At 38.0% G+C, this 20,537-nt stretch carries 22 protein-coding genes and 1 riboswitch; of the genes, 1 reads left to right on the top strand and 21 read right to left on the bottom strand.

Annotation, left to right across the window (positions count from 1 at the left end; translation table 11 throughout):
* The 17 genes from ACSYSF_RS02945 to ACSYSF_RS02865 form a co-directional block, all read right to left on the bottom strand.
* Window positions 1–1,173, bottom strand: coding sequence for a metallophosphoesterase family protein (locus tag ACSYSF_RS02945; RefSeq protein ID WP_489868235.1), 1,173 nt, complete (start codon window positions 1,171–1,173; stop codon window positions 1–3).
* A gap of 94 nt (window positions 1,174–1,267) precedes the next feature.
* Window positions 1,268–1,774, bottom strand: a complete 507-nt coding sequence (locus ACSYSF_RS02940; protein WP_489868234.1) for an ECF transporter S component — start codon at window positions 1,772–1,774, stop codon at window positions 1,268–1,270.
* Complete coding sequence (locus ACSYSF_RS02935) at window positions 1,771–2,583, bottom strand: bifunctional hydroxymethylpyrimidine kinase/phosphomethylpyrimidine kinase (RefSeq protein WP_489868290.1); 813 nt, start codon at window positions 2,581–2,583, stop codon at window positions 1,771–1,773. The genes ACSYSF_RS02940 and ACSYSF_RS02935 overlap by 4 nt, the downstream gene beginning before the upstream one ends.
* Window positions 2,584–2,711: 128 nt before the next feature.
* Complete coding sequence (locus tag ACSYSF_RS02930; RefSeq protein WP_042493879.1) at window positions 2,712–2,987, bottom strand: HU family DNA-binding protein; 276 nt, start codon at window positions 2,985–2,987, stop codon at window positions 2,712–2,714.
* Between the two features lie 206 nt (window positions 2,988–3,193).
* Window positions 3,194–4,504 (bottom strand): ribosome biogenesis GTPase Der, encoded by a 1,311-nt coding sequence (der, locus tag ACSYSF_RS02925; protein ID WP_489868233.1) that lies wholly within the window; start codon window positions 4,502–4,504, stop codon window positions 3,194–3,196.
* A 129-nt stretch (window positions 4,505–4,633) separates the two neighbouring features.
* Window positions 4,634–5,854 carry a 30S ribosomal protein S1 gene (rpsA, locus tag ACSYSF_RS02920; RefSeq protein ID WP_489868232.1) on the bottom strand — a complete coding sequence of 407 codons (1,221 nt, stop codon included), beginning with the start codon at window positions 5,852–5,854 and terminating at the stop codon, window positions 4,634–4,636.
* A gap of 105 nt (window positions 5,855–5,959) precedes the next feature.
* Window positions 5,960–6,625 (bottom strand): (d)CMP kinase, encoded by a 666-nt coding sequence (gene cmk, locus ACSYSF_RS02915; protein WP_489868231.1) that lies wholly within the window; start codon window positions 6,623–6,625, stop codon window positions 5,960–5,962.
* A gap of 120 nt (window positions 6,626–6,745) precedes the next feature.
* The gene (locus ACSYSF_RS02910) at window positions 6,746–7,402 is read right to left on the bottom strand and encodes a LysM domain-containing protein (protein WP_489868230.1); all 657 of its coding nucleotides are present in this window, start codon (window positions 7,400–7,402) and stop codon (window positions 6,746–6,748) included.
* A 104-nt stretch (window positions 7,403–7,506) separates the two neighbouring features.
* Window positions 7,507–8,949 carry a RecQ family ATP-dependent DNA helicase gene (locus tag ACSYSF_RS02905; protein WP_489868229.1) on the bottom strand — a complete coding sequence of 481 codons (1,443 nt, stop codon included), beginning with the start codon at window positions 8,947–8,949 and terminating at the stop codon, window positions 7,507–7,509.
* Window positions 8,936–10,012, bottom strand: coding sequence for a helix-turn-helix domain-containing protein (locus ACSYSF_RS02900; protein WP_491737242.1), 1,077 nt, complete (start codon window positions 10,010–10,012; stop codon window positions 8,936–8,938). The genes ACSYSF_RS02905 and ACSYSF_RS02900 overlap by 14 nt, the downstream gene beginning before the upstream one ends.
* Before the next feature lie 375 nt (window positions 10,013–10,387).
* Window positions 10,388–10,966 carry an ECF transporter S component gene (locus ACSYSF_RS02895; RefSeq protein ID WP_489868227.1) on the bottom strand — a complete coding sequence of 193 codons (579 nt, stop codon included), beginning with the start codon at window positions 10,964–10,966 and terminating at the stop codon, window positions 10,388–10,390.
* A 91-nt stretch (window positions 10,967–11,057) separates the two neighbouring features.
* Window positions 11,058–11,195, bottom strand: a riboswitch (FMN riboswitch).
* Between the two features lie 61 nt (window positions 11,196–11,256).
* Complete coding sequence (locus ACSYSF_RS02890) at window positions 11,257–12,024, bottom strand: pseudouridine synthase (RefSeq protein ID WP_489868226.1); 768 nt, start codon at window positions 12,022–12,024, stop codon at window positions 11,257–11,259.
* Entirely contained in the window at window positions 12,024–12,665 is a 642-nt protein-coding gene (gene scpB, locus ACSYSF_RS02885; RefSeq protein WP_489868225.1) for an SMC-Scp complex subunit ScpB, read from the bottom strand. The genes ACSYSF_RS02890 and scpB overlap by 1 nt, the downstream gene beginning before the upstream one ends.
* Window positions 12,655–13,449, bottom strand: coding sequence for a segregation and condensation protein A (locus tag ACSYSF_RS02880; protein WP_489868224.1), 795 nt, complete (start codon window positions 13,447–13,449; stop codon window positions 12,655–12,657). The genes scpB and ACSYSF_RS02880 overlap by 11 nt, the downstream gene beginning before the upstream one ends.
* A complete protein-coding gene (locus ACSYSF_RS02875) occupies window positions 13,442–13,810 on the bottom strand; it encodes a reductase (protein WP_489868223.1) in 369 nt (122 codons plus the stop codon). Before ACSYSF_RS02875 ends, ACSYSF_RS02880 begins: the two co-directional genes overlap by 8 nt.
* Before the next feature lie 23 nt (window positions 13,811–13,833).
* Entirely contained in the window at window positions 13,834–14,742 is a 909-nt protein-coding gene (xerD, locus tag ACSYSF_RS02870) for a site-specific tyrosine recombinase XerD (protein ID WP_489868222.1), read from the bottom strand.
* 1 nt (window position 14,743) lies between these two features.
* Window positions 14,744–15,616, bottom strand: coding sequence for a CvfB family protein (locus ACSYSF_RS02865; RefSeq protein WP_489868221.1), 873 nt, complete (start codon window positions 15,614–15,616; stop codon window positions 14,744–14,746).
* Window positions 15,617–15,858: 242 nt separating this feature from the next.
* Here ACSYSF_RS02865 and ACSYSF_RS02860 point away from each other — a divergent pair, with 242 nt between their 5' ends.
* A complete protein-coding gene (locus ACSYSF_RS02860) occupies window positions 15,859–16,410 on the top strand; it encodes a hypothetical protein (protein WP_489868220.1) in 552 nt (183 codons plus the stop codon).
* A gap of 58 nt (window positions 16,411–16,468) precedes the next feature.
* On the opposite strand, the gene ACSYSF_RS02855 is transcribed toward ACSYSF_RS02860, so the two are convergent.
* From ACSYSF_RS02855 to ACSYSF_RS02840, 4 genes are all read right to left on the bottom strand, one after another.
* The gene (locus ACSYSF_RS02855) at window positions 16,469–17,440 is read right to left on the bottom strand and encodes a cation:proton antiporter (protein ID WP_489868219.1); all 972 of its coding nucleotides are present in this window, start codon (window positions 17,438–17,440) and stop codon (window positions 16,469–16,471) included.
* Between the two features lie 96 nt (window positions 17,441–17,536).
* Window positions 17,537–17,713: a type II toxin-antitoxin system RelB/DinJ family antitoxin gene (locus tag ACSYSF_RS02850; RefSeq protein ID WP_002827374.1), complete on the bottom strand. Its 177-nt coding sequence runs from the start codon at window positions 17,711–17,713 to the stop codon at window positions 17,537–17,539.
* Window positions 17,714–17,857: 144 nt separating this feature from the next.
* Window positions 17,858–18,304, bottom strand: coding sequence for a D-aminoacyl-tRNA deacylase (gene dtd, locus ACSYSF_RS02845; RefSeq protein ID WP_489868218.1), 447 nt, complete (start codon window positions 18,302–18,304; stop codon window positions 17,858–17,860).
* Complete coding sequence (locus tag ACSYSF_RS02840) at window positions 18,304–20,535, bottom strand: RelA/SpoT family protein (protein WP_489868217.1); 2,232 nt, start codon at window positions 20,533–20,535, stop codon at window positions 18,304–18,306. The genes dtd and ACSYSF_RS02840 overlap by 1 nt, the downstream gene beginning before the upstream one ends.
* Window positions 20,536–20,537: the final 2 nt, after the last annotated feature.

Below are 20,537 nucleotides of genomic sequence, written 5' to 3'. Positions count from 1 at the left end.
TTATCCCTCCTCTTGTTGATACAAATCACTTAACGTATCATTCACAATTTTCTCTTGATTTGTATTTAACTTTTGATTCGTTACATATTCATAAAATGCTGCAATTAGTTGATCATCCGCACCATTAACGTCATCAGTGATTTCAGGAATATTTTGTTTCTCTGCTAGCAACTTTGGCAAATCATATTGTACTTCAACAACATCACCATAAATTTCGGCTAAAGTTGCTCGTGCGTTGGTTGCATTAGCTTGTCCTTGAATTTTAATACTAAAATAATTTTGATGACCACGATTGTATTGGCGATAAAAATTAGGATCAGTTAATGTTTCAAATGATTCTGACAATAAAATCAAATCCTTTTTGGGTATTAGTGGGTACCAAGTTGTCGTAACTTGGTGATGATCAATCTCAACAATAAAAACGCCCTTTTCAGTTTGCGCCTCTTTAGTATTAAATTTGATTGGTGAACCTGAATATTGCACAACCTCACTAGGACTTGCTTGCTTTAAATGTAAATGTCCCAAAGCAACATAATCAAAATCTTTAAAGGCGGCATCGTCAATGCCTTTTAAACCACCAACTTGCGAATTAGTTTCACTGGTAAATTCATAATCTTGATTACGATGCCCAGTCACGTAATAATGTGTCACTAATAAATGATTTTTATCAGGATTAAAATGTGCAACCATATCAGCCACAATGCGTGGCATCACCTGATTAATGGTTTGATACTGTTGTGCCTCATCTTCTGGAATTTGATAATAAACTCGAGCCATTGCTGGTTCAATAAAAGGCAACATAAATATTTGTGTATCAGCTGTCTCTACCGGTTTAAATGCATCCGCTAAGGTTGTATTGAGGTATAAATGATTTTGTTGCCGCCATTCGCGTCCAGCTCCCAAGCGTGTTGCCCCATCATGGTTACCCGAAACAGCATAAATAGGTATTTGATGTTGAATGTTTAAATCTTTTAGCATATTTTCTAAGCAATTAACAGCTGATGTTGGCGCAATACTACGATCATACAAATCACCAGCAATCACAACACCATCAACGTGCTCTGCTAAGGCAATATCACTAATTTGTTCATACGCTGTTTGCTGTTCTGCCAATAAAGAAAAGCCGCCCAATTCTTTACCAATATGCCAATCAGCTGTGTGTAAAAACTTCATTACCATTTCCCCTTATCTCAATTAAAATGCTTTCATAAAAAAAGCTGGAACGTGTCGTGATGTTCCAGTTTTCTACTTGCCCACATATTACAATTTATCTTAACCATTTACGTAATGGCACACTAACTATCAATGCCAAAATAAAGCCTAGTAACACTTGCATGATATTTGCGGGTACATCAGTTAAGCCGGCTAGTACGGCAGCCTGTATAGACATTTTAGCACCACCTGTTATCCATAACAAAAAGCTGCCAGCTATCCAATATCCAACAACCATAACAATTGCACCTAAAACGTTACCTAACACTCGTAGGCCAACACTTTTTTTAATATTGTATCGACCAATCACAAAGCCTTCGCTACCATGAATGATAAGTGAAAAAATCATCCATTGTGGATACCCAGCAAATAAATCTAGTAAGAATCCAGTTAAACCACCGACAACTAAGCCCATTTTAGGACCAAAATGCCAGGCGGCAATAAAAATTCCCGTCTCAACCAACGAAACAAATCCCGTTGGCGTTGGTAATTTTGCAACATAACTTAATACGATATTTAAGGCAACCAAGACTGCCCCAATCGTGACTTGCCGAGTTTTCATCTGTTCTCTCCCATAAAGCGCCGAGCTGCTTGCCAAACATTACCCACTTGAAAATCATCATTTAACTTAATGCCGTTTAAAATACCTTCATGAACAAATGCTTTGGCATCATCAACAGCCTCTTTTGCAGTCACACCGTTTGCAAACTGACTGGCAATTGCTGCTGAAAAGGTACAACCAGCACCATTATTATAAGGTTGTTCAACTTTAGGTAACGACATCAACACATGTTCATCTGGCGTTGCCACTGCATCAACTGCCATATCACCAGCTAATCGGATACCACCTTTAACTACCACTGATTGTGCACCCATTTCTTGAAGCATCTGAGCTGCTTTTGCTAAATCATCCGTTGTTTTAATTGCTTTACCAGTCAACAATTCTGCTTCGACTAAATTAGGTGTTGTCATAGTTGCTAATGGTATCAATTTTTCTTTAATAGCCGTGGCCAATGCCGCTGCATTGACATCGTCAGTTTCTTTAAAAGCCATGACCGGATCAATGATAATTGGTAAATCCTTGTATTGTTGTAAAAACTCACTAACAACATTAATATGCGCCACTGAAGGCAATAACCCCACTTTAATACCTTTAATATTCGTTAAATCACTTAATGATGCTAGTTGTTCTTGTAAAACTGCAACTGGTATCTGATGAATTTCGAAATCTGCTTGATTTACAGTTACGATACTAGTTATCGCACTTAATCCAAATAAACCGTATTCATTGAAGGTTGCCAAATCTGCCTGAATACCACCACCGGCTAAAATGTCCGATCCTGCAATTGTTATAACTTTTCCAACTACCATCATGCTGCCCCTTTTAATAATATTTAAATTTTAGTTTATCATATTTAAATGTGGAAAACATATCAACTTTGGCGACAAAAGCACAAAAAAAGAGATTGGACAATTGTCTCAATCTCTTTTACAATGCTTTACTTGATAGCATCTTTCAAAGCCTTACCAGGCTTGAATGCAGGAATCTTTGATGCAGCAATCTCGATTTCCTCACCTGTTTGTGGGTTGCGACCCTTACGAGCTGCACGAGAACGTACTTCAAAGTTACCAAAGCCAATTAATTGAACTTTTTCACCCTTTGCCAAAGTATCTTGGATTGAAGCAAATACAGCATCAACTGCAGCAGTTGCATCCTTCTTTGTCAAACCAGTTGCTGTTGCAACATCAGTTACTAATTCTTGCTTGTTAGCCATTAAAATTTCCTCCTGCATAGTTATATTGGCATATTGCCAATAATTTCAGATTGAATCTGTAATTAGATTTCGATATTTAGAATATCATAGTTAGCTCAATCTTACAAGTAAAAAATGTCTAAAAACGTTGATATAACAGGCTTTTTATTCGATTTTTAAACATTACTCTAAAAATGGACATATTCTGTTAAATATTAAGGTTATTTTTATTTTCGTGCTCTTTTAATCAAATGAATTGGTGTTCCAGTAAAATCAAACGCTTTACGAATCTGATTTTCTAAGAAACGCTCATATGAAAAGTGCATTAACTCTGGGTCATTAACGAACACAACAAAAGTTGGTGGTTGGATAGCCACTTGGGTTGCGTAATAAACACGCAATCGCTTACCATTAACCGTTGACGTTGGGTTCAAAGCCAATGCATCCATCACAACATCATTCAAAGTAGCTGACTGAATACGCTTTTGATGGTTCTCATTAACTTGCTTAATCAATGCGGGTAATTTATTAAGTCTTTGCTTTGTCAACGCTGACACAAAGACAATTGGTGCATATGACAAGTATTGGAATTCTTGACGAATCTGATTTTCAAAATCGCGCATCGTATGGTTGTCTTTGTCTAAAGTATCCCACTTATTGACGACGATAATGACTGCCCGACCAGCTTCGTGTGCGTAACCGGCAACGTGCTTATCTTGTTCACGAATACCTTCTTCAGCATTTAGTACAATCAAGACGACATTTGAATCATCAATGGCCCGCATCGCACGCATCACTGAATATTTTTCAGTTGATTCATAAACCTTACCACGTTTACGAATTCCAGCCGTATCAACCATTACAAATTCATCACCATCTGAAGATGTAAAGCGCGTATCAATCGCATCACGTGTTGTTCCTGAAATATCAGAAACAATAACACGTTCTTCACCCAAAATAGCGTTAACCAATGATGACTTACCAACATTTGGCCGACCGATAAATGAGAAACGAACTGCGTCATCCTCTTCTTGATCATCAACTTCTGGGAAATTAGCAACTACTTGATCCAATAAATCACCTAAACCAGTACCATGAGCACCAGAAATTGGATATGGATCACCAAAGCCTAATGCATAAAATTCATAAATTTCAGAACGTAATTCAATATTATCAACTTTATTAACGGCTAGTACAACTGGCTTCTTTGAACGATATAGAATCTTAGCGACGCGTTCATCAGCTTCAGTTAATCCTTCACGTGCTGATACCATAAAGATAATGACGTCTGCTTCATCAATTGCAATTTCAGCTTGTTGTACGATTTGCGACATAAATGGTTCATCCACCATGTCAATTCCACCAGTATCAATTAAACGAAATTCGTGGGTTAACCATTCAGCTCGTGTATAGATACGGTCACGTGTGACACCTGGTGTATCTTCCACAATTGAAATTCGATCCCCTGCAATACGGTTAAATATCGTTGACTTACCAACATTTGGGCGCCCAACGACTGCCACAATAGGAAATCCCATATTAGCCTCTTTTCTAAATTATAAATAAAATTATAATTTGTTTTCTCTGTATTTATTATACCAAATAATAAAAGGAGGCTGAGACACTTAGGTCCCAGCCTCCTCTAACTGTTTAAACTATTCTAATGCTTAGTTAAAATCTTTAAAGATATCACCAAAGGCATCACCCAACGTAGCTGATCCTTCTTCTTCTGAAGTTGAGTAGTTAGTTGGAGCTGATTGGCGTGGACGACGTGAACGACGAGGGCGATCATTGTTGTCCTCGCGTGCAGGTGCCTCTTCCAATGCCTTGATTGACAATGACAAACGTTGACGTTCTGGATTAACATCCAAAACCTTAACACGAACCTTGTCACCGGCCTTCAAAACATCACTAGGGTTAGCAATGTGCTTGTGTGAGATTTGTGAAACGTGAACCAAACCTTCAACACCTGGGAAGACTTCAACGAAAGCACCAAAGTCAACAACACGCTTAACAGTTCCTTCTAGGATAGTTCCTTCTGGAGCCTTTTCTGCGGCTTCATCCCAAGGTCCTGGTTGCGTTGCCTTAATTGACAATGAAATACGCTCACGTTCTGGGTCTAATCCCAAAACCTTAACCTTAACTTCTTCACCAACTGACAAAACGTCTGAAGGTTGTGAAACGCGTTCGTGTGAGATTTCAGAAACGTGTACCAAACCGTCAACACCACCAAGGTCAACGAATGCACCAAAGTTAGTCATACGAGCAACTTTACCTTCGATAACATCACCAACTGATAGTTCGTCAAAAATACGTGCCAAAGCTGCTGAACGCTCTTCGTTCAATACTTCGCGACGTGACAAAATCAAACGGCTGTCTGCTGCATTAATTTCAATAATCTTCGCACGGACAGTTTGACCCTTGTATTGGTTCAAATCTTGTACGAAACGGTTCTCAATCATTGAAGCTGGGATAAATCCACGTACGCCTTCAACGTCGACAACCAAACCACCCTTAACGGCTTGCGTTACTGGTGCTTCCACAATGTCACCGACACTGTGCTTGCTTGCGATTTCTTCCCAAGCACGACGAGCTTCTAGACGACGCTTTGACAATAGGTATGATCCACCTTCCTTGTCAGAACCGATAGTAGAAACTACTACCAAATCCAACACGTCTCCGACCTTGACAAGGTCATTCACGTCCGCATCGCGGTCAGTTGTCAATTCGCGCAAAGGAATTACTCCTTCAACACCGGCACCTTCAATACCTACGATAACTTGACGATTATCATCAATTGCCAAGACTTCACCCTTAACTACATCGCCAACTTTAACTTCAGCTACGCTGTCAAGAGCTGCCAATAGCTCGTTGTTCTCTTCGTTCATTACAATATATCCTCCTGGTCACACGACTCTAATAGTATTATACCTAAAAACACTATGTTTTACTAGTCTTTTTTAACATTTTATTCAGTATTATGACTATTTTCATTATTTATCTGCAATAATTTGTTTTACCTGTGCAACAACCTCTGCAATTGACAAACCAGTTGTGTCTAATTCAACTGCATCGGTTGCTTTCTTCAAAGGTGAAATTTCACGATGTGAATCTAGATAATCTCTTTTTTCAATTGCAGCTTCAAGATCATCTAACGTTGTTGCCATCCCCTTAGCTTGGTTTTCTTTGAAACGACGTACAGCTCGTTCATGAACTGACGCAATCAAAAAGATTTTAACTGCCGCATTGGGTAAAACGGTCGTACCAATGTCACGACCATCCATGACAACACCACCCTTAGCGGCGATGCCACGTTGCAAGTCTGTCATTGCCTGACGGACTTCACTATAAGCTGAAACGACCGAAACGTTAACGGTAACTTCTGTTGAACGAATCTCATCCGTTACTTCATCACCATTTAAAAATACACGTTGTACCGGTGTCCCCGGCTTAAACGAAATCTCAATATCAGGCAACAACGCCGCTACTGCTGCTTCATCCTGTAACGTAACATTTTCACGAATAGCAGCCAATGTTACTGTGCGATACATTGCACCTGTATCGACATATATAAAATTCAAGTCGGTTGCTAAAATCTTAGCAATCGTTGACTTTCCAGCTGATGCTGGTCCATCAATCGCAATCTGAATTGGGTCCATGATTCACATCCTCATTCATTTATTATCTATACTATTTTACGCTTATTTTCAGAGAAAAACTAGCATAGATACAATAAAAACGTCCGATAATTATACAAATTATATCGGACGTTCCATAATTTATTTAACTTTCAATCCCTTACCATAGAAACTAGCATAATTACTTGAATTTAATCCTGGATTCAATGAGTAAAGCTCTTCTGGCGTTGTACCATTAGCAACTGCAAAGCTATATAAGGTTCCTGAATCAAATGGTACTGTCTTAGCAGCTTCTGATGAAGATGCTGCTGCTTCAGACGATGAGGCTGCTGCCTGAGAAGATGCTTCTGCCTCTGAGGATGCTGCCGCTTCAGAAGCTTTAGCTGACTCATCAGCTGCTGCCTTTTCAGAAGCCTTCTTAGCTTCTTCACTTGATTTCTTAGCTGCATTAGCCTTCTTCTCTGACTTTGAAGCGGCGACAGATGACTTTGATGCTGCTACTTTAGCCTTTGATTCTGACTTTGCTGTGTCAGTAACTTTTTTGGTTGACGATGTTGTTTTATTAGATGATGCTACTGGCAATTCTGTATTAGTCGTAGCATCAGCCGGTCTATTTAATTCTTGTAAGTATTTGTAAACAGGCACTATAGATAAAACAATCACAATCAATACCAAAATTCCGACAACCATGCTTACACGTTGCGACTTACGACGATTTTGCGTTCTTGAATACTGCTTAGTCGTTTCATCTTTAAAAGATGCCTCCCATGGCTGTTCTTCATTCTTCTTTTCGGTCATGATTGGTGACTCTCCTTACTCTATCTTTATCTATATGTTTTAATTTCACTAATATACATAATACACTAACTGTCCCAAAATAGTTAGTGTCACAGCTATTTTTTTTACGATAAATTAAATAATTTATTCAACTGCTGAGACCAGTTTATCACCCTTAAAGCTGGTTTACTATTATTTTGTCGTACCAAATTTAATTGGTCAGGTTGCCAATTTGTCACACCCACACTTTCTGTATCTTGCGACAAGTTTTTAACATCATTACCAAAGTACTCACTAATGGTATTTCTTAAATGGTCAGCGGCGGTTGCATAATCAACCATATGCCATAATTTTCGCTGGCGTAATTGCTTACGTTCTACAAATATTTGAATAATATCAGCTACTGACAAATTTTGTTGGCGATATGCATCTAACAATTTCATTTGATCAGGCATGATATAACTCGTTATGCCTTGTTCTAGATAGTCACGAATAACCATCTCACTCGGAACTGACTGCTCAATCAAATTTAATTGGATGCTTTCATCCCCGGCAACATATAACAAAATCGCTGCTGACTGTTTGCCATCACGACCAGCACGGCCAATTTCTTGCAGATAATTTGCAAGATCATTAGTCAAATGATAATGAATTACATACCGCACGTTATCTTTATCAATCCCCATACCAAATGCTGAAGTTGCGGTGATGATGTCAATATCTCCTTGCATAAACTGTTGTTGCACACGATAACGCGACATGGTATCCATCCCCGCATGATATGCAACTACATTTAATCCAGTTTCATCAGCCAACCAAGTTGCCATATTTGTTGCCAATTTACGTGACGTAAAATACACAATACCTGGGCCTTGGGTTGTCTGCACAAGTGTCTTTAGGCGTTCCTTTTTTGCTACCTCATCCGATAACTGTTCATTATGTAAAAAGATGTTAGCGCGATCAACTGGTTGCTGATAAATAAACCAATCTTCAGCTTTGATACGAAAGCCGGCAATGATTTCTCTAATCATATTGGCAGTTGCCGTTGCTGTTAATAATAATAACTGCGGATGCTTTAATTGTTCATAAATTTGGGGCAAAGCTAAATAATCTGGGCGAAAATCTTGTCCCCAAGTAACAATCGTGTGTGCTTCATCAATCACCATTAAATTAATATTCGTGCGTTGCAACGCCGCCTTTACCACATCTTGGTTCAACATTTCTGGTGAAATAAACAAAAAATGATAACGCGACAATTCTTTTAGGATAACTTGCTTAGCTTGAAACGATAAATTTGAATTTAAAGCAACCACATTTTTCTCACCTAAATAATTTAGACGTGCTACCTGATCTTGCATTAATGACAATAATGGAGTCACGATAACAACTAAACCTGGTCGTAACATCCCCATCATTTGGTAAATCAGGGTTTTCCCACCACCAGTTGGTAAAACTGCCAACGTTGACTTTTCCTGTAACAAAGCCGTTAAAATTTCTTTTTGACCAGCTTTGAAATTTTCAAAGCCAAATTGCTTTTGCAACGCTTGTTGTAAATCAATCATTGTCATGCTTGACCACCTCTTTTTTTGTCAAATAAATTTCATACAAACGAAACAAGAAAAATTCTAACGGATTATCTGAGGTACGCACATCCGTGAAATGCCAATCATCAATATTACCAGTTAACTTAGATTGTAAATACTGAACAATTTCATCAGTTAAAAATAGTTGGTACGGAAAATTTTGTAACGGCAACCGAATCGCTGCCGTTAATAAGTGCTCACGGACAGTCCCAATTTTAAGTTTCCGTTGCTGACTAATTGTCGTCACTGGTACGCCTTGCTGAATTTGTTGCAACGTTGTTTGAATCCCTGTAGATAACAAACTTTGTCGTTGTGTTGGTTGCCATAATGCCATAAAAGCCGGGTTATTAAACTGACCTTTAACTAAATATTGTTGCCAATTAGCAAATAAATCTAATTCCCATAAATAAAAATCTAATTGATGCCAAGTTGTTGGTAAACCAAGTTGTTCCAAATTAAGCCCTGGTGTTTGATGACCAACCCATGTTGCTGCAAGTTGATTAGCTGTTTCTTCAGGTAACAATTGCAAATATGCTGCCAAAGCATTGACCCAATCAGTCACAACGGTGCGCTTATTTGCTTGATGATACCATCGTTTAACGAGGGTTTTTATTTTAAAATCAACTTGTAATGGATAATATCGTTTATTCTGATACGCAATTTCTGAAATTACTTGATTAGCTAACCAAAAAGCTTGCTGAAATTCGCGTACATTAGTTAGTGGATGAGCTGCAAGCGTCATATATTGTAGTTGATAATGATTATGCTGATAATTTTCTTTTACCGCTAACCCTTTTTTGGTCAACAAAAATTTATTAGCTTCAGTATCGGCGACAACGATTAAATCGTGCTGAACAAAATAAGCAATCTGTTGATCAAATTCAGCTTGATCTAAATGTGGTAATAACCCAACATAGTTCAATAAGTCATAACGTAAACCCCAATACTCAGTTGAGACCGTTAAGCGTCGTTTTAACAAGCCAAAAATAACGCGACTGCGCCGTGCTTGCTCAGATGAAAAAAAGGTAATTAAAAATTTATTTGCCACGTCCAAACCACCTTTCATCATCTACATTAGTTTGCTCTTTAATTATTTTATCTAACCCTTTGAAATTTGTCAGTAACTTAAATTATCGTTGTTAAAAATTATTTCTTCTTAATATTAATCAATAAACCAATTAAAGAAACAAATTCTAATATATTCACTACAAAATAAAGCAAGCTATGCCATTGTGGCATAAAAACAACATCCACCCCGGTGACCACAATAAAAATAATTAACCATATCCAGAATTTTTTACTCATGAATATTAATGACGTCTCCTTATTGCTTAATCTATCAATTCAAAATAACATTCTAAACTAAACGATAACAAACTAAAAGAGATTAGAACAAACGAACATGTTCTAATCTCTTCTTAATTTAATTCAATTGTGAATGCATCCGACCAAGCGCATGTTGGACAGAGAAAAAGACTAACGCCGAAACTGCACTTAAGATAACACCTTCAATTAAGTTGAATGGCACGACCATCCAAAGTAGATAATGTCCTAAGCCAATTGTTGCTTTAATATCAAAATTAGCAAATACGGCATAAAGCGGCACCGCATAGATATAATTCATAATTACCATCACAACAGTTAAACCAACTGTACCAAGCAAACCACCAATGACAAAATTACCTTTTGTAATATTACTTTTATTTACCATCACAACAATAAAAGTAATTAAGACGGCCATACCGATAATATTCATCGGTATACCAATTAAGTCTCCGGCACCTTCGTTATTAAGTAGTAGTTTTAACACTGATCTCAAAATTAAAATCAAGTAACCTTGCTTTAAACCTAATAACAAAGCACCAAGTAAGACTGGTACAATTGAAAAATCAATTTTCAAAAAAGTAGCCCCTGGCAAAATTGGAAATTGTGGAAAAATCATTAATACAAATGAAATTGCTGACAACAGTGCCACAATTGTTAAACGACGTGTCCTATTCATAAATCTTAAAATCCCCCATGCTGATAATAAAAAAATCGGTTTCACTCGTGTCAGGGCGACACAAATAAAACCGACTATATCAGTCAATTCATTAATTCTTCTGCATACCAGACTTTACTGTCGGTTATGGATTCACACCATATCAACCACAAACGCATGTGGGTCGCGGACTATTTGCTGCAACAAAATCACCGCCGGTCGGGAATTACACCCTGCCCTGAAGATATTTAGTTAATAAAATAATTGTATATCTTTATTTTTATAACGTCAAGCTATTTTTGGTAGCGCTTTTATAAGCGTCCTGAAGACTTACGAAATTGACGACCTGACTTCAATGTTTGCACTTCTTCATGAGTTAATGGTCGATATTCGCCGGGCGTTAAACCAGTTAAATCTAACATGCCATAGCGCTCACGCGTCAATTTAATCACTTCATGACCAACTGTATGCATCATTTCCTTAACTTGGTGATACTTACCTTCATGAATAATTAATTTAACAATGGCTGTATGTTTCTTCTTATCAGTTGATAGGATTTCAGCTCGAGCTGGTGCCGCTTTAAATGTGTAATGACGACCATTTTGGACAGTTTTAACCGTCACACCATGACGAAGTTTCTCTAATTGTTCATTCGTTGGAATGCCCTTAACTTTAGCCACATAAACTTTGTCGATACGGTACTTAGGATGCATTAGTTTATTAGCTAACTCACCATCATTTGTTAACAATAATGCACCGGTTGTGTCATAATCTAAACGACCCACTGGATAAACACGTTCTGGTTCATCAACGATATCCATCACGGTTTGACGCCCCTTATCATCAGAATTAGTTGTCACAACACCACGTGGCTTATCCAACAAGAAATACACTAACTTCTCTTTGGCGTCAATTGGTGTGCCATTCACTTCGATATGATCACTAGCTTCAACCTTTGTACCTAATTCAGTCACTAATTTACCGTTAACTGTCACTTGACCATCAGTAATCAACTTTTCTGATGCGCGTCGTGACGCAACCCCTGCTTGGGCCATTACTTTTTGTAGTCGTTCTGCCATTATTTTTCCTCATCATTTTCTGATTGTTTCGTTAAATCATCAATTGTTACATCAAATAAAGATTGTTCATTTTCTGATGGTATCAAAGGCATTGCAACGTTTTGCTGTTCCTTCAAATTTTCAAGCGCTTGTGCTGTTACTAATGGTGGCAGTTCATCAATATTGCTCAACCCAAAATAATTTAAGAAATACGCTGTTGTAACATATAGAATTGGTCGCCCAGGTTCGGTGGAACGTCCTTTACTAGTAACTAAATCACGTAACATTAATTTTTGAATAGTTGATTGTGATTGGACACCACGGATTTCATCAACTTCTATACGTGTCACTGGTTGTTTATAAGCAATAATTGCTAAAACTTCCAAAGAAGCTTGCGACAATGCCGTCGTTAATGGTGCCGTTAGATAACGATGAATAGTTTCTGACAATGCGGCTTTGGTAACCAATTGATAACGGTCATCAGTTACTAAAATTTCAAAAGCACAACTTTCATCTTCAGCATATTTAATCGCTAACTCATCTAGCAAGCCTGAAACAGCTGGCTTCAAAAAATCAGTCGCTGCTGATAATTCAGCTAAGGTCACACCTTCATCCCCTGCAACAAATAATAATCCTTCAATTTGTTGTAAGCTATTTTGCATGCGTTGATTCTTCCTTCCCATCATTTTCATTATATGGTACGTCACCGCACATAATATCAATTCGATCGAATAATGTGCTTTGTTTAATTTTTAGATGTTGATGACTGACCAACTCTAACATGGCCATAAATGTTGTTACAACTTCATCCTTATCAGCTGTTTCGGGAAACAAGTCATCAAAAGCAACTACTTGTTGTGAGTCAAATTGATTCATCAATTTAGTCATTTGCTTTTTAACTGACCAGGTATCACCCTGGACGGTTCTAGGCTGTACTTGCTTATTAAAACGCCTTTTAACTAAACGATTAAAAGCTTGTTGCAAATCACTAATTGCTAATCCTTCTGGTAAAGGAGCTGCCTGAACATCATCTGGTACTGGCATTGGTGCGCGTGAAAATTGCAATTGCCGTTCTTCTTCTCGATTTCGTAACTCATTGGCAGCTTCTTGATACCGCTGGTACTCGATTAATTGCGTCATTAAAGCTTCTCTTGGATCAGGCACATCAGTTACAAATTCTGCCAATTCTTCATCATATTCAAAAACATCATTCTTAGGTAATAGGTAATTAGCTTTGATTGACATCAAAGTTGCTGCCATCACTAAAAATTCACCGGCGACATCCAGATTACGTTCTTGTGCTTGATGTAAGAAATCAAGATATTGTGCTGTGATATCAACAATTGGAATATCCATAATATCCATCTCATTGACCCGAATTAAATGCAGTAACAAATCTAACGGTCCGTCAAAATCTTCAATATGGTAAGTAATCTCTTCATTCATCTTTATTCTGCCATGCCATTACATATTTTTGTGTCGCAATTGAGCCCATCAGAACGCGATCTGGGTATTGTGCTTGTAAGGCTTTATAAATTTTTTGGCCAAGTTCTCGTTGTTGGTTTTCAGCCACTTCAGGACTAAAAACAACACGACGCACAACCAACGAACTATACACTTTAGCGACACCAAGCAACACTGTAAAATGTTGCGTTTGCTCATCACGCCATAACAAAATGTCTCGGCTATCATCAGATTGATACCAATCATACTCGCGCTGAACAGCTGCGATATCAGGTAAATTTGGGCTATAAGATAGGAGTCCCATCACGATTTTAGATTGTTCTTTTCGTACAATGACTAACATCTTAATCCTCCAATTTAAATTTTTTATGCACGAGGATGTGCTTTTTCATAAACTTCAGTTAAGCGCTTATTGGAAATATGCGTATAAATTTGAGTTGTCGAAATATCAGCATGGCCCAATAATTCTTGCACGATTCGTAAATCAGCACCATTTTCTAAAATGTGCGTTGCAAACGAATGCCGCAATGTATGCGGTGAGACATCCTTTGTAATGCCTGCCTGCTTAACCCATTGCTTAATTAACTTCCAAATGCCTTGTCGTGTCAATTGATGACCATGATCATTAAGAAAAATAACATGCGCATCTTGTTGCTTTCCCAACAATGGCCGTGCCTCATTAAGGTATTTTGTTAACCACTTTGCAGCAACATCACCAATCGGAATAATGCGTTCTTTATCACCCTTTCCGATTGTTTGAATTAATCCTAAATCTAAATGTAAATTGTCCAACTTTAAATTCACCAATTCGCTCACACGCAAACCGGTTGCATACATCACTTCTAAAATTGTGCGATTACGTAATCCAAGCGGGGTTTGCGTATCTGGCACATTTAGTAATGCTTCGACTTCTTCTAACGTTAAAACAGCCGGAATATGCTGCGCCTTTTTGGGAGAATCAACTTGTTCCATAGGATTAGTCGAAATGTTTTTATTTAATTGCAAAAATTCAAAAAACTTGCGTAAGGTCGACACCATTCGAATAACTGTATTTCGTGATTTACCTTGTTGTTCTAGTTGGCCTAAAAAAGTCATAATCGTAAAACGATCCACATCAGTAATCTGCGTATATTTATTTTCAATTAAATATTGGAAAAATTGTACTAGGTCTTGTTGATATGAATGCTTTGTATTAACTGATAAGCCACGTTCAACAGTCAAATAATGAAGGTAGTCAACTAGTTCATCTTCAAATGGTCCTACCTGTGGTTTCATATTATTTATCTTCGCTTTCTACCAAATAAATTTCCGTTTCATTTTGCATAATGCGACGTTCTTTATACAAACGACCCACTGCCCGCTTAAACTGAGATTTTGACATACCAAAGTACTTTTTAATTGCTTTTGGATCAGACTTATCAGTAAATGGCAAACTATGTGTGCTTGAACGTTCTAACAACGTCAATAACATTTGCGCATCTTCAGGAATTGCCTCATAAGCACGTGGACGTAATGATAGATTCAAAACACCATCTGGACGTACACCAATCACCCGAGCTGATAATACCTCACCTAAACGTGGTTCGCGTTGTCGCTCATCTGGATGAATAAATCCGAAATAATAATCAGAAGTAATCACCATTGTTCCCACCATCTTTAAACGATAAGCTGTAGCTTGTACTTGTTTGTTATGCATATCAGGCTTAGCTGGAATGCGGACTGCTTGTAAAATTTCTGGGGTAGCTAATTCACCCCACAAACGATTCTTTTTATCCACGCGTAAGGTAATCATCAATTTATCACCTCGTTGTGGCCATAATTCTTTAATTGTAGGTAATTCATCTAATGAAACGACGACATCCTTATCAGGTAAACCAATATCAACAAAGACTCCTAAGTCACGTCGAATATCCGTTACCGTTCCCCAAGCATAATGTCCTAAACGAACGTCGGGCAATTGTTTTGTAATTCGTAATTGATGCTTCTCATTTTCATATGCAAAGCCAGTTACTAAACCACCAACCTTTAAAGGCTTCAACAATTCGTCTTTAGCAACTTCATAAGTTTCACCATCAATTTGTGCATAGTAATAACGATCGTTCTCGTCAGTCACTTTTGCTGTTACCACATCACCAAGTTTGTGTGTCATTTTTTCTCCATCCTTTTACGTCAGTTGCATCTCTTTATTTATTAGTCGTCCGATGCCACAGCACTGGTAAAGGTTCATTTAACCAGCCTAATAGCGCCAGTAATCTCGTTCATTACATCTAACTATCTTAACAGATATAGCTCAGATATGGTATATGTAAACTAAAATCCATGCAATAAGGTATTAAAAATGTTCGTTTTTCTGCTAGAATAGTTATTATTAAAGTGAAAGTGAGTCTTATTATGAAAGCAATTGGTATGGAGCCACAAGTTCTAATCGATATTTTAGTTGGTGCTAAAATTGGTGTTGTTTACCCATTTGGTACTGATCACCGTGGTGATTTGTTGGTCACATCTTATGCGTTAAAACAAGCTGGCTTACCATCTAATATGGCTGGTGCAGTCGTACAACTAGAAGATGTTGAAGAAACGGCCCCAGGTAATTTTGTTTGGAAATTTAATCCAGCAATAACCTTAATTCGCCCTTTCAAGGTGCACGGTACAATGGAATTATTCGACGTTGATGATGCATTAATTCATCCTGAACCAACAAATTGGTTCAACGTTGAAGCTGAAAACGCTGGTCATGCGAAAATCGACAACTGGCTTGACCAGTATTTTGCTGAGCATCCTGATTTAGACCGTGTCCCACGCACAGAAATACCAGATGAAATTGTTAATCTAGCAACTTCTTTTGACGATTGGCGAGCTGAGTATTTTGAATTCTTATATAAGCCAACCAAGGCACAAAAACGCGAACTACGCACAAAACGCTACGACATCGATCCATTATAAAAAATAGAGACTGGCAACCAATCACAATTGTGAGGCATGCCCGTCTCTATTTTTGTATTTATGCAACCTTTTTTAACAATGGTCGCAGTATCAATGGCGCAATAATCGTTGACACAATAATGACAATGACCATATCACCGAAAATACTATCAGCAATAATGTTAGCGTGTAACCCGATTTGAGCCACCACTAAAGCCATTTCACCTCGTGAAACCATCCCCGCACCAACAGCCCGTGATGATGGTTTGTCTAACTTGGCCATCCGTGCACCCCATTGCGCACCGTAATATTTAGTCAAAACTGCCAATATGGTTAATATGATAATTAATAACCAACTGTCTTTTAGACCAGTAAGTGAAATACGTAGGCCAATCGATCCGAAGAAAATTGGGTACAAAGTCCACTCACCAATAAAACTAGCAATATAATCTAATTTTTCAATATTAAAGAACCGATTTAATACAGCACCTAATAGAAATACCACAATTGGCAATAATGTTGAAATGCCAAGGCCTTCACCACCGAAAATCAGAACATACACACCAACGAGTAACAACGCCATGATATCATCTAGTACGGCGGCACCTAGTACGACGACACCAACTTGTGACCCAAGTTGATTTGACTCACCTAAGACACTAATCGTAATCGAAATCGATGTTGCCGCAAAGACGATTCCCCAAAAAACTGCAATATGAAAAGCATATCCTAATAATAAAGCAACCACTGCGAATGAAATTAATGGCACAATCACGCCCATCGTTGCTGTCAAAGTTGCCCCGGTAAAATGGCGTTTTAATTGTCCCATGTCAGTCGATAAGCCAGCCGTAAACATCAACAACAAAACGCCTAATTCTGACAATGATTCAATCGTCGAACCGGTATTTACCCAATTCAATAGCGCTGGTCCAATAATAATGCCAGCTAATAGTTGTCCAACAACCTGCGCCAATCCTAATTTTTTACTTATTTGCCCGCAAATTATCGTGACGATAATTAAAATAAGTAACTGTCGTCCCAATAATGCCATCCAAAACCTCCTAAAAAAGGCGCACACACCAATTTCCTAACTGGTTACCCACCCAGGAACTTGAAGCATACGCCCAACCGAATCTTATTTATTGCTTTATTTTGATAAATTACGTGAAAACAAATTGCTAAATGGTGATTCACCAGTATTCGCAACCTGCGTCAAGAAAATCTTGATTGCCGTCTGCGTGGTCAAGCCCTGTGACTTAAAGATTTCATCTGCCTTGTCTTTGACGTTATCCTCAACACGCAATTGAATTAACTTTTCTGCCATACTGTTACTCCCTTCACAATTGTTCTTTCATTTACTATACAAATATTATATCACAGCGCACATTACATGTACCTTAAATAATAAAGCAAATATTACTAATTTTTATACGATTTACTTCTTTTTTACTGGCAAATATCAAGCTTATTACTTATTTTCAGTATCAAAGATAATTGTAACTGGTCCATCATTGATTAATTGAACTTGCATGTTTGCGCCAAACTCACCAGTGGCAACTGTTAGCCCTGTTTCACGCAATTTTTCATTAAATAATTGATACATCTTATCAGCAAATTCAGGTTGTCCTGCCTTAGTAAAACTTGGTCGATTACCTTTTTTTGTGTCAGCATATAATGTGAATTGCGAAATTGATAAAATGGCACCCGCAACATCATTAATTGCTAAATTCATTTTCCCAGCCGCATCTTCAAATACTCTTAACTTAGTAATCTTTCGAACCAAATAATCTAATTCGGCCTCAGTGTCAGTATCGCTAATACCAACTAACAAAACATAGCCGACACCAATTTCACCAACAACTTTTTCTTCAATCGCAACGCTAGCTGATTTTACTCTCTGTAAGACTACTTTCATTACTTAAATGCTCGCTTTACTTCATAGACATCTCTAACATTTCGGATATTTACCATAATGGTTTCTAATTGTGCCAAATTCTTGACACCAATGCTAACTGAAATACGCACATCGTTATTATGATCAGTGCGACCATTAACAAAATTAAGAGAACGAGTTGTATTATTAATCATGCGAATAACGTCATTTAATAATTTATTACGATTAGTTGCTGAAATCTGCAAATCAGCATCGTACTCCGTTTTGTTGTTACCAGTTGGACTTCCCCAAGTCACATCAACCAGTCGATTACCATGTACCGTCGCCGCTTTCAAATTAGGGCATCCTAGACGATGGACAGAAACACCACGGCCCTTGGTAACATAACCAACAACTTCATCCCCTGGCACTGGTGTACAGCAGTGGCCTAGACGAACTAACATATTATCAACACCTTGGATAACAATACGATCTTCACGACCAGAAGTTGCCTTATTGTTTTTATCATCCTTTTCGATAGTCTGGTGCTGTTCAAGAATTGCTTTTTGCTCAGCCTCTTGACGTTCACTTTCTATCTCAGCACGTTTAGCTTCAGTAAAGCGGTTGGCAACTCCCTGTGGCTTAATGTCACCGAAACCGAGTGACGCATACATATCATCAATAGCTGAATAATGCATCTTTTCTGCAGCATGGGCTTCATTCTCATCGGTCATGATTTCATCAACGTCATAACCCTCTTCGGTCAAGAAATCAGCAACCATCTGTCGCCCTGCTTCAACATTGTCAGCTCGATCTTGCTTACGGAAATATTGCTTAATTTTATTACGGGCACGACGAGTTGAAACCATGTTTAACCAATCACGATTAGGTTGTGCATTTTGTGATGTCATAATTTCAACAATATCACCCGTTTTCATTGGAAAGTCTAATGGTACCATGCGGTCATTTACTTTGGCCCCAATTGTGTGATTACCAACATTCGTGTGAATTGTATAAGCCAAGTCTAATGGACCAGCTGTCTTAGGTAATTCAATAACATCACCTTTGGGCGTAAATACGAAGATACGATCGGTGAACAAATCACCTTTAACTGATTCCATGAAATCATCAGCATCTTGAGCATCATCTTGAAGTTCCAAAATACCTTGAATCATATTCAATTTTTGTTGATCCGCATTTTGAACGTCAGCACCAGCAAAATTCCCCTCTTTATAAGCCCAGTGCGCTGCAATACCAAATTCAGCAATTTCATGCATTTGGTATGTACGAATCTGGACTTCTAGTGGACGTCCCCCCGGTCCAATCACTGACGTGTGTAATGACTGATACCCATTTGCTTTTGGTAATGCAATATAATCCTTAAAACGACCAGGCATCGGTGTCCAACGAGCATGGATAGCACCTAATACAGCATAGGTTTCTGGGATTGTATCAACTAATACACGAATCGCAATTAAATCATAGATTTCTTCAAAACGCTTATTCTTATCGACCATCTTACGATAGATTGAATAAATATGCTTTGGTCGACCATAAACTTCGGTATGCTTCAAATTTAAATCAGTAATCGCATGTTCAATATCAGAAACAGCTTGATCAACAATTTCTAGTCGTTCTTGACGGCGGAGATTCATTGACTTGGCAATATCGTGATATGCTTCAAAGTTCAAATAACGCAATGACATATCTTCTAATTCCCATTTAATCGCCATAATTCCAAGACGGTCGGCTAATGGCGCATAAATTTCTAGTGTTTCTGAAGCAATGCGTTTCTGCTTTTCTTCACGTAATGCTGATAAGGTTCGCATATTATGCAAACGATCCGCTAATTTAACAATAATGACACGAATATCGTGAGACATTGCTAATAGTAGCTTACGGTGATTCTCAGCTAACTGCTCACGTGATGACTTGTATTTAATTTTCGACAATTTTGAGACACCATCTACGATGACGGCAACATCGTGTCCAAATGCGTCTTCAACATCTTGCAACGTCGCTGTTGTATCTTCAACAACATCATGCAAATAACCGGCAACAACCGTATCTGGATCCATATGCAATTGTGCCAAAATACCGGCAACTTGGATTGGATGGATAATATAAGGTTCACCAGATTTACGTCGTTGTTCTTCATGCAAGTGAGCAGCAAATTGATAAGCTTTATCAACTTTTTTAACATGCTCATCATTCATATAGCCTTTAACTAAATCATGCACTTCCTGCGCTGTTAATTTTTTTGCTTCTACCATAT

The organism is Weissella sp. ESL1139 (genome assembly GCF_058506735.1).
Note: the sequence above shows the minus strand (reverse complement) of the source record. Positions and strands in the feature narration are given on the sequence as shown.